Source organism: Simkania sp. (genome assembly GCF_965215465.1).
Classification (GTDB): domain Bacteria; phylum Chlamydiota; class Chlamydiia; order Chlamydiales; family Simkaniaceae; genus Simkania.
Map to the genome: position 1 here is coordinate 980,255 of NZ_OZ244056.1, position 14,010 is coordinate 994,264.

Here is a 14,010-nt window from a genome sequence, read left to right on the forward strand (position 1 = left end):
ATCATTCAGGATAGGTTAGAAAATCAAGCGAGGGTCACATGATTAAGCAATTACTTACTGCATTCGGCTTGTTAGCTGCTGCCAATGAATCACATGAAGCGATTTCTGTGAATTGCCGTCCTCAGGAGCCAAAAGGCGTTCCTATATATGCAGAAGAAGAAGTTAAATACCGTAACTCGGCTGCAGACGTCACCTTGGCAGGTACTTTAACTCTTCCCAGATCAGAAAAACCATCTACTGCAGTTTTACTCATCGCTGGCTCTGGTCGAGTTGATCGTGATGAAACAGTATTTGGGCATAAGCCTTTTTTGGTTCTAGCCGACCATCTTACAAAACATGGGATTGCTGTATTACGCGTAGATAAGCGTGGGATTAGGGAATCTACGGGAAATTACGATGATTCGACTAGCGAAGATTTTGCTGCTGACGTACTGGCCGGCGTTGAGTATTTGAAGACTCGGAAGGAAATTGATGCAAAGCAGATAGGTTTGATTGGTCATAGTGAAGGGGGGCTGATTGCTCCAATGGTAGCGGTTAAGTCGGATGATGTAGCTTTTATTGTGTTAATGGCAGCACAAGCTGTAACTGGTGAAACTCTTGTTTATACGCAAGAAGCTCTGATTTCTCGTAGTATGGGAGTGACTGAAGAGCAGATAAGTCATCAACTTGATTTTCAAAAGCAGGTGTTGTCTGTCATCATCAATGAACCTGATCTTGAAAATGCTGAGAAACTCATACGAGAAATTGTCTCAAAACAGCTAGCCGATCTACCAGATGAGGAGCAACAAGCAATTTATCATGACATGGAATCCCAAATTAGACGTTGCAATTCACAATGGTTCCGTTATTTTTTGACTTACGATCCGAAAACTTCATTAAAACATCTTAAGATTCCTGTTTTGGCGATCAATGGGCAGCTCGATTGTCAAGTTACTCCAAAACAAAACCTTACTCTCATTGGCAAAATTCTAGAAGAGGCTGGGAACCAAAATTATAGAGTTATTGAATTTCCAAAACTGAACCATTTTTTTCAATCATGTGAATCTGGATCTATTTTGGAGTATGGAAAAATTGAACAAACGATTGCACCTGTAGTTTTAGAAACACTGTCAGATTGGATTTTGGAAACCACAACTTTTCTCTGAATAAAGTAGAAAGACGTTCCTCTCATTAGACAATTCAAAATATCCTCCTTTTTCCCCAACAATTACGGAAAATCGTGAAAGAAAAAAGAAGTGTCTATAGAATTTAAGGTTCATCTTTATGAGAGATAAGCCTATGGACAATTCTTCTGCTAACAGTTCACTTATTCTTTATCAAACCGAAGACGGAAAGACCCAAGTTGAGGTTCAACTTATTGATGAGACGGTATGGCTTACGCAAGCACAGATGGCCGAACTATTTAGTAAGGACAAAAGAACGGTTTCTGAGCATATCCAAAATATCTTTAAAGATGGAGAGTTATCAGAAAAAGCAGTTATCCGGAAATTCCGGACAACTGCAGCGGACGGAAAAAACTATGAAACACTGCACTACAACCTCGATGTCATTATCTCAGTAGGTTATCGCGTTAAGTCTCATAGGGGCACCCAATTTCGCATTTGGGCAACAGCAAGGCTAAAAGAGTTTCTAATCAAAGGGTTTGCTTTAGATGATGAAAGACTCAAGAGTCTTGGTGGGGGGGAACTATTTTGATGAGCTTCTTGCTCGTGTTAGAGATATTAGATCCTCTGAAAAAGTTTTTTGGAGAAAAGTCTTAGATATCTATGCGACAAGCATTGACTACGACCCTAATACTGAAACTTCTAAGGACTTTTTTCGAATTGTGCAAAGCAAGATGCATTGGGCAGCTCATGGTCACACGGCTGCTGAAATTATCTATAAAAGGGCTGATTGCAGTAAAGAACATATGGGGCTCACTTCTTGGTCTGGGAAAAATATCAACCGATCAGATACGGAGATTGCCAAAAACTACTTAAACGAAGAAGAGCTCGGTATTTTAAATCGTCTTGTTTCTATGTACTTAGACTTTGCTGAACTTCAAGCCTTAAACAGAAGCCCCATGTATATGAAAGGCTGGATTGCTAAACTCGATGATTTTTTGAAAGTAGCGACGCCTAGAGATACTCTTTTACATGCAGGCAAAGTCAGTCATCAGATAGCTATTGATAATGCCCGTGAGTAATATCAAAAGTATCAAAAACAATTGAAGGGAGACAATATCTCTCTCATTGAGAAGCATTTTTTAAATGCAGTGAAAGAGATTGAATCAATAGAGAATAATTCTTAAAACCCCATAGGGTTAGTTTATAAACCTCCAAAAAATTTATGATAAATGGGGCAGGATGGACTTGAACCAACGACCAACGGATTATGAGTCCGCTGCTCTAACCACTGAGCTACTGCCCCATAGTGGGTAAGAGGAATATCATAAAGGATTTTTAGGTGAGAGCACAAGGACTTTGTTGTTTTGGATTACGGTTTGTCCTCAACTGTTTGGATACAATTTGTCTCTTTAATGAACTTGAGCAAAAAGAGGCAAACGATCAAGTAGATGGGCATGATCGCAAAAGAGAGGTGGTAGTCGGTAAGAGAAAAGGTGGGAGACCCATCATGAAAAGGAGAGTGTTTTGTGAGGTCGAGGAACCACCCAATGAGAGGATCGGTGATGGCTCCAAAAAGGGCGTTTAGGGTGTTCATGATCGCAATGGCTGTTGCAGTCATAAGAGGAACATTGATTTCGTGAATGACAGAAAAGGAAAGGAGGAAGGCCGAAATACTAAACCCGATTGCGAACTGTAAGGTCGCATAAAGGAAAAAGGGAATCGGGGGAAGGTAGATAGCGAGCGTTAAAAGGATCAAGGCGATAAAAGTTCCCCAAAACATGACAGGCTTGCGCTTTCCAATGAAAGAAGAGTACCAACCAAAAAGTGGGGCTCCTACGGCAAATCCAATGAAGACGAGCGATGTCAGGAAGGAGGCAGTTGTCCGATCGACATGGTATTTTGCTTCAATAAAGGAAACACCCCAAAGTCCAGCAAAGGAAAGAACGGGAGCAAATGAGAGACCTGAATAGATGGATAGAATCCATGTTTGCCCACGCCTGATCGTGTGGCGCAAAGCATCTGAAAGCTTCACTTTTCCTTTTGTGGATGGAGTCACATCGTAAGCCGGATGGCGCGGCTTGTCGCGGACAAAGATGAAGAAAATGGCGGAGAAAATGAAACCAAAAGTTGCAAGGTCGATAAAAGATTGGCGCCAACCGACGTAGTTGATGAGGTGAGAAAGAGGCGCTTGGCCGAAGACAGCTCCAAGTGTTCCCAAAGTGAGGGTGAGACCTGCAAGGAGGGCGAACTTGTGAGCCGGAAACCAGTTTGAGTTGATTTTAAACGTGTTCAAAATCGCAAATGTAGCTCCGACGCCTATTAAGAAGCGGGAAGAAGCCATCAGAATCACGTTTTCACTGTACCCAAAGAGTAAGGCGCCAAGAGCACAACAAAGGAGACCAACAGTCGTGGTTTTCCTGGGGCCAAACGCATCAATCAGCAGCCCTCCAGGAATTTGCATGATGGTATAAGCGTAGTAGTATGAGGCGGCAACATGTCCTACGACTGCAGCATCGATTTTGAACTCGGTCATGAGTTGTTTGGTCATGATGCTTGGGGAGACTTCGAGCACGTATTTGTAGAAAACGAAGAGGACACTGATGGCGAAGACAACCCAGCCATAAACAGGCTTAGGATGAGGTGTCACGGCTTTTTGAATTTTAGATGGTTTCATTTAGTCCTCGAAATACTTTTGTTTGGCTTTTGTGTCTTTGATAAATAAGGAAATCACAAAGGCGACCCCAAACCAAATGGGAATGTGTAGTAGGGCGCGTTGAAGAGATTCAGCAGAGTAAGAGTGTATGGCTTTGGAATAACTTCCGACCCATCTTTTGTCTAAGACAAGTCCGATAAATTGGTCTCCTGCAGCTCCGAGAAGAGCAAAGAAAGTATTTAAAATTGCTGCGCTTGTAGCTGTAAGTTGAGGGACTGTGCGTTCATGCATCACAACGTAACAAAGGGGAATGACTCCCACTCCGATCCCCATACAAAAGAAACTCACGATGGTCATGGCTTTTGTATCTGTAGGAGGATGAAGAATAGCAAGAACAGAAAGTGTTGCAATAAGCGTCCCAATCATTAAGAAGATCTTACGATTTTTCATTTTAGTGGAGAGATAGCCAAATAGTGGAGCAAAGAGGGCTGTGGCGATCAGATAAAAGTTATTGATGAAGGTTGCTTCGCTTAAGCTCAATTGATGAAAAGCTGTTAAGAAAGGAAGAGCCCAAACTCCTACGAAAATGAAGAGAGGGGCTTCTGAAAATGTTGCGTAAGCAGTTAAAATCCAAGTTTGCTTTTGCTTCAGGAGCTTTTTAAACGAGAAACCAAAGTTGAACGAGCGATCTCTTGGATTGATGTCGTATCGCAAAGCCGGGTTTTTATCGCTAACAAAAATGAAATGGAGAATGGCGAGAACGACACCAATAATGGTGTAGTGGATCATTGCACCTCTCCAACCGAAAGTTTGGATGTGTTTAACGAGGACGAGGTCTCCAAAAAGAATCCCTAAGACTGCGAGGGAAATTGTAGCTCCTAAGATTGAGGCAAATAGCTGGGGTTTAAACCAATTTGAGAGAATTTTAACCACGTTAACAAAACTCACGGCGCCACCGATTCCAATGAGGGCTCGTCCGAAACAGGCAGAAAAAGTGTTGTAACTCATCGCAAAGATTAAACATCCAATTGCGGCTGTCAGGATTCCAAAACTTGTAATTCGTCTTGGGCCAAATCGGTCAATGAGAATTCCAAAGGGGATTTGGAAAAGGATAAAGGGGATGATCGCCATGGAAGCAATGAGGCTAATGTCAGCAGTGGAAGCTTTTAGGGAGGATTCTAGCTCGGGAATCATGATACTTGGGCTGACGATCAAGATTTCACGATAGACGAGAAAGAGAGCACTCAAAAACCAAATTGCCCAGGGAAAGAAGGGCCGCGGATGAGGGTGCAATTGAATGGGCTCTTCTCGCGACATTTTTTAAGCTTCCTCGGTCAGCTGCTCAGCCTTTGTATCTTTGACAAATAGGATAAAGATCACTCCAATGAGGGAAGAGATGGGGACAATCATCAGAGCTAGGCGTATGGTTTCGATGGGGAGTAAAGAGAGTTCTGCGGGTTTGCTTCCAAAAATGTGATCAAAAAAGTAGTCGTGAAGGATGCGGATGATGTTGTTAAAAATGAGAACAAGGCTGACGACAGTTGCTGTGATAAGGGGGAGGTTCTTTTCATGGGTCATTGTATAAGATAAGATGGCTGATGCGACGAAAAATGTTCCGAGGAAAGAGAGCATGCCGACGAGTGGCGCAGGAATATTGGGTACATAGACTTTTAAACAAAAGAACAGGACGTTCAAAAGTGGGCAGACGATCATAAAGATTTTTCGCCTTTTTGCCTGCGTCGAAATCCACCCTAAGACAGGGGCTCCAATTGCAAACCCTAAGATGCTTGTCAGATTGATGAGAGATGCAGTATCAGGGGAGACTTTATAGGAGACTTGGAGAAAGGGGATTTGCCAAACAGCAAGAAAAGTTGTCCATGGAGCAATAATACAGCCCGAAAAGAGCGCGATGAACCAAGAGTCTTTTTTGCCAAAAGCTTTTTTTAAAGCTGCTTTGAAGTTGACGTTCGAAGGCGTGGGGTTGATATTGAATCGTCTTCCAGGTTCTGAGTCGCGAACAATCAAGAAGAAAAGCAAGGCGTAGAGAACACCAATAATACCATAATCAATGATTGTTTGACGCCACTCAAATGTTTTTGTCAGATATTGGGTGAGGTAGAGTCCTAACCCACCTCCGATGACACTAATACATGAGGTTAGACCTGCCATGGCTGCAAAGTACCGGTGAGGGAACCAGTTTGAGATGATTTTGAGGGCTGTTAAAAGGGCAACCGTTGATCCAGCTCCCATGATAAATAGGAAGATGCGCTGCAGGTCGATGTTTGCTGCATAGCCAAACAGGATAGCGCCAATAGCGGCAATAAGAAGGCCAATACTAGAGATTCTTCTTGGGCCAAATCGATCGATCATGATCGCGACCGGAATTTGAAGCAAAATGAGTCCATAGGAGTAGAAATCAAGAAATGCTGCAATTGAACCGAGGGTGAAAGTAGACTCTTCGATGATTGAAGGGCGCACCGCATAGGTACTTGCCCGAAGCATAAAGTTGTAAAAATGCAATAAAATACAGAGTAACCACATCACCCACGGATAATAAGGTCTCGGGTGGCGGTGAAAGACAACGGGTCCACTTTCTTCAGGAGTATTACTGTTCATAATTTTCCTTGATAAAAATCACACATATGAAAGAGAGCAAGAGAAACACTGGCATCAGGATTAACCCTTGCTGAAATTCTTTTGTAGAACTTTCTAAAAGCGTTTCAACTGGTACTTTGCTCTTTCCTGTTATTATCAAGCTAATAAGTAGATTTTCGATAAAACGCAAGAGGGCAACAGTAAAACAGAGGATTCCTACAGATAAGCCAACGCTTTTGAAATGGTTATTTTCGCAAATAAGGGTAAAAGTTAACGTCACACTTCCGATGAAAAAACTTCCAAGACCAGTTAGAAGGACAACGGAAGGGAGGGAAAAGCGAGGAGCAAAGAAGAGAAGGCAGGTGACAAGGAGGGAAGCTAAGACTCCTCCACCTATCAGAACTTTTCGTTTACCAACCCTCTTCCCATAAATCGAGAAGAAGAGAGCCCCGATTCCAAACCCAAGCATGTCGATCAAATTGATAAAGGCTGCATCACCGCCGCTCATTTCATAGGCCACTGTATAGTAAGCATGATGCCAAAATCCTACAGAAGCAATCCAAGGAGTGATTCCAGCCCCTGCAAGGGCTATCAAATAGGTATTGGGTGAGCTGAAGACCTTTTTAAGTGAAGGACCAAAGTCGAACTGAGATAGAGCTGATTCATGTTGGTCTCGAACAAAAAAGAAAAAAATAAGGGCCAGGACGATGCCTAACATTCCCAAATTCATCAGTAAGTTGGTCCAACCAAACTGCTTTGCCAGTAGGATGATTAAGGGTTGCCCGATAATCGAGCTGATGATGATTGCAATGATGGTCCAACTTACCAGAAATGGAAAGCGGGAGTGAGAAAACCAATTTGCAATCAGTTTAAAGGTATTGACGTAGGTGATGGTAGCTCCTAGCCCCATTAAGAAGACTCCAATCCAAAGTAGCGTATGAGAATGGGTATACCCAAAAAGCATCACGCCCGCAGACGCAATGACGAGCGTAAGACTCGAAACTTTTCTCGGGCCGAATTTGTCGATGAAAAGAGCAACGGGAATTTGAAAGATGATAACAGCTAAAACGAAAGGGGTGAATAGGACTCCTTTATCAGCAGTGAAAAGAAGTCCTTTTTCATGAAAATGGCTTCTGACATCCCAAGAGCTAAATTGAAGGAGGAAAGCGTAAAGGTTAATCAGGTTGCAGATCATCCAAACCAAATAGGGATAAACAGGGCGTGGATGCACAATCATCGAGGGCTTATTCTTCATAAACTTGTTCCCCGTGATTTTCCTTCACAAAAACAAGGGCGATCAAAGCAAAAAGCAGGGAGAAAGGAAGGACAATTAAAGCCGACTGATAGTCAGCAACGGAAAAGGTTGCAGGATTGTCTCCAAATGACCCAAGGATTGTTAAAATGAAGACTTCTCCAAGCAAGCGGAAAACAGCTAGAAAAAAGACGATCATGCCGACCACTGTTGCCGTGATTGCAGGAATGTTTTTTTCATGGATCATTGCATAAGCTAAAGCCATACTTCCTACGCTTATCGCTGCAACGAAGTCTAGAGTCACGTGGAGACCAAAAGGGAGGTTTGGGATGTAGAGAGTACAAATAGATAGAATAAGGGCAACGGCAGTTCCGAAGAGCATGTAGACTTTGCGTCTTTTCGTGTAGTATCCGAGGTATAAAAAGCCAACCATTCCGATTGCAAACCCAATCATGGGGTAAAGGTTCATCCAAATTGTATCAGGTGATTCATGAATATAGGATGCCTTGAAATAACGAAGATGCCAAACTCCATAAAATGAAAACCATTGTGAAAAAGCTAGAGCACAACCAATTGCAAGAGCATAGTTTTCTCCTTTTTTGAGGGCTTTCTTTACTGATTTTGAAAGATTGAAATGTCTTGGAGGAGGCACAATTTTGTAACTAATTCCCACGGCTGAGTCACGCACGCAAACAAAGAAAATAATGGCGTAGAGAATCCCGATCAGACCGTAATTGAACATGACCTTTGACCAATCAAAATTGTGAGTAAGTTGATGAGTCAGCCATTGTCCTACCATGGCTCCGATAATCAGGGCAAAAAATGTCCAGGCAAGAAGAAGAGTAAACTTCCTGGGGTGAAACCAATTGGAAACGATTTTAAGAATGTTGACAGTCGTCACAGTTCCACCAAGCCCCATCAAAAAAGCTCCCCACCAAAACTCTCCTGCAGATCCACTAAAACTAAGAATTAAAACTCCAATCGCGCATACAAGAATCACTAAGCTGGTCATTCTTCTCGGGCCAAACTTATCAATGAGCAAGGCGATTGGGAATTGAAAAATGATGACGGCTACATTGTACGAGAGAAGAAGACGTCCCACTCCAAGTGAGGGAAAGCTGCTGCCAACTAATCTTTCAGAGGTCGCACCCCACGCACTGAATTGCACGAGGTAGAGATAGAAGTTAAAGATAAGACAAATCGCCCAGATGAAATAGGCAAAACCTTGACGAGGGTGTGGGAGTAGTTCTTTTTCAATCTTACTCTTCATAAACTTGTTTTCCGTAGGTTTCTTTAATAAAGATGAGCACGATAAAAGCTGCGATTAGAGAAAAGGGAACGACGATCAGAGCAGATTGGAAACTCTCTCCTGAGATCGAAGTAAAAGAAGGCTTGTGCCTCGTTGTCATCTCGATAATGAATAAAATAAGCCTTTCACCGATCAATTTGAAGAAGGCGAGAAAGATTTGAAGCATTCCGATGACTGTTGCAGCAATTGTTGGTAAATTTTTCTCGTAGATGAGTGTATAAACGAGTGTTGATGTACTGATGGAAAAAGCAATGATACAATCCAATACAACGTGAACCCCTAAAGACATCTCTTTGATATAAAAAGTGCAGAGGCTCAAAATAATGGCGACAATGAGCCCAGACATCATGAAAACTTTCCGTTTTTTCAAATAGAATGCCACGTAGAGAAAAAAGACTACGCCAATGGCAAAAGAGCAGATGGGCGCGAAGTTGAGCAGACGAGCGTCTGAGGCTTTCAATAAGTACATATCTTGGTAAAACTGAGTATGCCAGATTCCGTAAAAGGCAAACCATTGGGTAAAGACAAGTCCACAAAAGAGAGCTAAAAGATAGTTTTCTTTTCTAGACAATGCTTTTTTTACTGAGCGTTTGAAATTGAATTTTTTGGGGGGGCGAAGAGGTGCATGCGAATCACGAACAAGAGCAAAGAAAAGGATCGCAAAAAGGATTCCAAACAAACCGTAGGTAAATGTGATTTCTGGCCATTCGAACAAGTTTAAGAGTTCATGGAAGACAATTTGACAGATTGGAACTCCTACGACTAATGCGAAAAAAGTCCATGCAAGCATGATGGTGAACCGCTTTGGCGAAAACCAGTTAGACACGAGTTTAAAGATGTTCACAATTGTAGCGGCTCCTCCAGCACCTACCAAAAAAACACTCCACCAAATAGCTGCAACTGATCTGGACTGACTGAGCAGAAGAGAGGCGAGACCTATCACAAAAATGAAGATAGATGTGACGCGCCTAGGTCCGATTTTATCCAGGAGTAATGCTACGGGAAGTTGGAACAAAACAATCGCAAGATTAAATGGGATTAGCTCTCGGCCCATGCCAATCATTTCACTAGATGCGACGGCAAAGACACTTGATTGAATGAGATAGACATAGAAGATAAAAATCAGTGATAAAGCCCATACGAGATAAGCCGTCCAAGTAAGAGAAGAGAGCTTTTCAGGTCTTGATTTTCGCCTTGAGTTCATCCTAAACCAAATCAGAAACACGTCAATTTTTAGGTTTACAAGAAAAAAAAATATTTATCATCTTTATTTTTCAACCTACTTTCAAAAGTGATGTTTTGCTATTTTATCAGCATGGATAGAGCAAAATACGGCATCGATGCCCCAAATATCATTTTCTATTTTGGTGTTGGTGGAGGAATAGGAATCGCCTTTGCGCTGTTTCTGTGGAATGTCTCTCTTTTTGTTTCTCTACCTATTCTTCTTGCTAGCAGCGTCTTTTTTCTCGAAGCTCTTTGGATGCTTTACAGTAGCTTTTGGGGGAAATTTTCCCAAATTGATCGGATGGTGTCGCAATTGAAACTTGAAGGGTCTGAAAAAGTTCTCGATGTGGGTTGTGGCAAGGGGAGCCTACTGATTCGAGTGGCTAAAAAGCTTTGTGAGGGGAAAGCTTATGGAGTAGATATTTGGAGAAAACAAGATCTCTCCCAAAACAGAATAGAGAGAACTCTGGAAAATATTCAAATCGAGGGAGTTGAAAAAACAGCAGAAGTTCAAAGTGCTGATATGAGGGAGCTACCCTTTAAAGAAGGTTTTTTTGATTGTGTAGTTGCTTCCTTAGCGATGCACAATATTGAAACGAAGAAAGGGCGCGAAAAGGCCCTTCAAGAAATCGATCGAGTTTTGAAACCAGGAGGCAAAGTTGCCATTCTTGATTTTCAAAAACTTGACGAATTTGCCCAATTTTTCCAAATGGGATATAAGGTGAGCCTTAGCCCACTCCAATGGAAGATGTTTCCTCCTACGAGGGTCTTAGTAGCAGTTAAGAGAGGGTAGGCGAATTATTTAATTTACCTATATTTTCTAGGAATCCGTAGGATGTCTTTCGTTTCGCATCTCGTTAATCTGTTTTTCAATCATGTGTTGCCCTTTCGTTTCATCTTGAAGGACTTGGATGAGGTTTTGCTTTTCTGTTTCAAAGTAGTCTAAGAGCTTTTGGCGGTCTTTCTTTGAGAGAAGCTCTTGGATTTCATTAGCGACTAACGGATTGCTTTTACGCAGTTTGCTTAAAATTGGCATGCAGTTTTGCTCAACATCATCCATTGATAGCGATTCGTCGCAGCAGTGGACATAGAGTTGATTGATGTGAAAAAGATTGCCGTGAATTTCTCGTTCTTGCCTATGAAGCTCTTTTGCAAGATCCTCTTCTGGAGTAATAGGCTCTTCCATAGATGTACCCCTACTTTACCTAAGTTATCCCTAACTATATTCTAGCAAATAGCGAATTCTTTGTTGAATAATTTTTACTGCCCATAATCGCCCTACTTTTGTATATAGAGTTTAAGAGCGGCTCTGAGAAAGGGGGCGGCGAATTTTCATCCTTTAAGCTACTGATAATGAAAAAAAAACGAATAGGGATATTCTTTTGTTTGCTATTAACCGGTTCCTTAAGGCTCCAGGCTGCCCTGTCGATCCCTATGGACGAGTTACTTGCTGAAGCTCCTCCGAATCGCATAGATAGCATTCCAAAGGAACATATTGAAAATGAGGAAGATGCTTATTTAGAAGGGTACATCCAAGCGATGGTCAACTCTCATTACTACGAGTTTGACGTCCTGGTCTATGTAGAAAATGGGGACGTTTACCTCTATAACCTTCCCAAAAACGACCTCATCAAAAGCAGTATTATCCGCTTTGTTGCTGATATGCCTGGTGTGAAGTCAGTGACAGAAGTCGATAAATTTCCTGAAGCAAAGCTCGAAAAACTGGAAAAGAGAGAAGTAAAGCCTCAAATTTCAGGAGTTTGGTTTCCCCAGACGACTGTTCTCTATCCTCCAATGATCGCCAACCCTATGGCGACGATCTATTCTGCCGCCTATCGGATTGGAGACCATATCATGGGGAAACACACAATTGCAGTTTCATTAGGCGATAATTTCCCGATTTATCGATGGCGCAATGTCTTCCGTTGGAAAGGAGACCTTCAAATCGACATTCAGGCAGGAATCTGGTCGGTTTTTAACATGGGCGCAGGAGGACGTGATGGAGAATTCGCCGAGCTTGTCAATACCGACTATCTCGTGGGGATTCCACTTTCATATGCTGTCAATAAGTGGGCCTTTCGCCTTCGGGTATACCATGTTTCGTGCCACTTAGGAGACGAGTACATGGTGAACCACCCAGAAGTTAAGCGGCTGAACCCCAGTATGGAAGCTATTGACTTCTTTACGGCCTACCAAGTGACGAAAAACTTGAGGCTCTACATTGGTCCTGGTTGGGTTTTCCATAGTGATAGCACTTTCCATATCGACCCTTTTTATATCGAGTATGGAGGGGAGTTCCGCTTTTGGGGGACTAAGAATTTCTACCATAAACTTTATGGTACCTTTTTCTTTGCTGGCTACATTCGTAACTGGCAAGTGAACCACTGGCAGTTCGATGTCAACCCGATGCTTGGGTACGAATGGAGTAAACTCCAAGGGGTTGGCCGAAAAATGCGTATTTTCATTAATTACCATAACGGGTATTCTGAAGGCCAATTTTTTAAAGAACGTACGTCATATGGTGGCTTTGGATTATCTTGGGGTTTTTAAAAACCCAAAACCAAGCTTTACCTCTGATTTAGACGATTTTATCCCCAAAGAGGGATAAGGTAACGGCTTAGGTTGAATTTCTATGAAAATTTATCGCAATAAGACGCTAGGAAGTACCCTCCTAGTTGCAGGAACGCAAATCGGTGCGGGGATGCTCGCACTTCCATTAACGACTGGAGTGACAGGCTTTTTTTACTCGACAATTCTGTTCATTGTCTGCTTTTTGTTTATGTTAACGAGCCTCTTTTATCTGTTAGAGGCCAATCTGATGACAACCAAAGTCAATGCAAACCTGATTTCAATGGTAAAAGAGCGGTTAGGACCCTTTGGCCAGCTTATCGCCTGGCTTTCCTTTCTACTCTTGCTCTATGCCGTTGCAGCAGCCTATCTTTCTGGTGGAGGGTCTTTGATTGCAGAAGTTTTAAGCGCCGGCTGGAAAATGGACGTTTCGGCGAATGTTGGAGTGCTACTCTTTCTTTGTGTCTTTGGCTTGATTGTGGTCTTTGGGACGCGTGCCGTCGATGTCATTAACCGGCTTTGCATGTTTGGTCTTGCTGGATCTTTCCTTCTTTTACTCATATTTGTGACTCCTCATGTGCATTGGGATCATTTTAGTGGTGGAAATCCCAAATACATTTGGGCAGCTGTTCCCGTTGTGATCCTTTCTTTTACCTCTCATATCATTGTGCCAAGTCTTCGCACTTATCTTAGTGGAGATGTGCATAAACTCAGGGTGTCGCTATTTTGGGGAAGCCTGATCCCTTTATTCTTTTATTTGGTCTGGGAATCGCTCATCATCGGAATGCTTCCATTAACAGGGGAGTACGGTCTTGAGTCAATTGGGGCTGCAGCGCACCCAGTTTCGGGTTTGACAGAGGCCCTCAATCATTTCTTACGAGTTTCGTGGATTGCAACACTCGTTGGACTTTTCTCTTTCTTTGCTCTTGTTACCTCCTTTTTTGGAGTGGCTTTAAGTCTGTACGACTTTTTAGCCGATGGCTTTCACATCAAGAAGACGGTTCGAGGTCGCTTTATCCTACTCGTCATGATGTTTACGCCACCTCTTCTCTTTGCCTTTTTCTACCCAAGAGGGTTTCTACTTGCGATCGGTTATGCCGGAGTCTTCGTGGCAATTTTATATGGGATTTTGCCTGTACTCATGGTGTGGAAAGGGCGTTATATTGAAAAGAAACAAGAGCGGTTTAAGGTCTTTGGTGGAAAATTCCTCATGCTGCTCATGCTGCTCATGCTTGTTGGATCGCTGTTTGTGATCTTTTTTCAGATTGCGGCAACAAGAGGATGGTTACCGGCTCTCAGTTAG

General features: G+C 42.5%; 11 protein-coding genes, 1 tRNA gene and 1 pseudogene. 5 read left to right on the top strand and 8 right to left on the bottom strand.

Annotated features, from left to right (window positions below; all coding sequences use genetic code 11):
• Positions 1-38: 38 nt before the first annotated feature.
• Both ACOOFG_RS04500 and ACOOFG_RS04505 read left to right on the top strand, forming a co-directional pair.
• On the top strand, positions 39-1,145 hold the full coding sequence (locus ACOOFG_RS04500) for an alpha/beta hydrolase family protein (RefSeq protein ID WP_420422448.1): 1,107 nt from the start codon (positions 39-41) through the stop codon (positions 1,143-1,145).
• A gap of 118 nt (positions 1,146-1,263) precedes the next feature.
• Positions 1,264-2,290, top strand: a pseudogene (locus ACOOFG_RS04505) (virulence RhuM family protein).
• 46 nt (positions 2,291-2,336) lie between these two features.
• Here ACOOFG_RS04505 and ACOOFG_RS04510 read toward each other — a convergent pair.
• The 7 genes from ACOOFG_RS04510 to ACOOFG_RS04540 all read right to left on the bottom strand — a co-directional run bounded on the left by ACOOFG_RS04510 (position 2,337) and on the right by ACOOFG_RS04540 (position 10,119).
• A tRNA-Ile gene (locus tag ACOOFG_RS04510) sits at positions 2,337-2,409 on the bottom strand.
• Between the two features lie 66 nt (positions 2,410-2,475).
• Complete coding sequence (locus ACOOFG_RS04515; RefSeq protein WP_420422449.1) at positions 2,476-3,780, bottom strand: MFS transporter; 1,305 nt, start codon at positions 3,778-3,780, stop codon at positions 2,476-2,478.
• A complete protein-coding gene (locus ACOOFG_RS04520) occupies positions 3,781-5,076 on the bottom strand; it encodes an MFS transporter (RefSeq protein ID WP_420422450.1) in 1,296 nt (431 codons plus the stop codon).
• Between the two features lie 3 nt (positions 5,077-5,079).
• Entirely contained in the window at positions 5,080-6,375 is a 1,296-nt protein-coding gene (locus ACOOFG_RS04525) for an MFS transporter (RefSeq protein WP_420422451.1), read from the bottom strand.
• Positions 6,365-7,609, bottom strand: coding sequence for an MFS transporter (locus ACOOFG_RS04530; RefSeq protein ID WP_420422452.1), 1,245 nt, complete (start codon positions 7,607-7,609; stop codon positions 6,365-6,367). The genes ACOOFG_RS04525 and ACOOFG_RS04530 overlap by 11 nt, the downstream gene beginning before the upstream one ends.
• On the bottom strand, positions 7,599-8,876 hold the full coding sequence (locus tag ACOOFG_RS04535; RefSeq protein WP_420422453.1) for an MFS transporter: 1,278 nt from the start codon (positions 8,874-8,876) through the stop codon (positions 7,599-7,601). The genes ACOOFG_RS04530 and ACOOFG_RS04535 overlap by 11 nt, the downstream gene beginning before the upstream one ends.
• Positions 8,866-10,119: an MFS transporter gene (locus ACOOFG_RS04540; protein ID WP_420422454.1), complete on the bottom strand. Its 1,254-nt coding sequence runs from the start codon at positions 10,117-10,119 to the stop codon at positions 8,866-8,868. Before ACOOFG_RS04540 ends, ACOOFG_RS04535 begins: the two co-directional genes overlap by 11 nt.
• 90 nt (positions 10,120-10,209) lie before the next feature.
• Between ACOOFG_RS04540 and ACOOFG_RS04545 the strand changes: the two genes are divergently transcribed.
• The gene (locus ACOOFG_RS04545) at positions 10,210-10,932 is read left to right on the top strand and encodes a class I SAM-dependent methyltransferase (RefSeq protein ID WP_420422455.1); all 723 of its coding nucleotides are present in this window, start codon (positions 10,210-10,212) and stop codon (positions 10,930-10,932) included.
• Between the two features lie 27 nt (positions 10,933-10,959).
• On the opposite strand, the gene ACOOFG_RS04550 is transcribed toward ACOOFG_RS04545, so the two are convergent.
• Positions 10,960-11,325, bottom strand: coding sequence for a hypothetical protein (locus tag ACOOFG_RS04550; protein ID WP_420422456.1), 366 nt, complete (start codon positions 11,323-11,325; stop codon positions 10,960-10,962).
• Positions 11,326-11,573: 248 nt separating this feature from the next.
• Here ACOOFG_RS04550 and ACOOFG_RS04555 point away from each other — a divergent pair, with 248 nt between their 5' ends.
• Positions 11,574-12,689, top strand: coding sequence for a DUF1207 domain-containing protein (locus ACOOFG_RS04555; RefSeq protein ID WP_420422457.1), 1,116 nt, complete (start codon positions 11,574-11,576; stop codon positions 12,687-12,689).
• Positions 12,690-12,771: 82 nt separating this feature from the next.
• Complete coding sequence (locus tag ACOOFG_RS04560) at positions 12,772-14,010, top strand: amino acid permease (RefSeq protein WP_420422458.1); 1,239 nt, start codon at positions 12,772-12,774, stop codon at positions 14,008-14,010.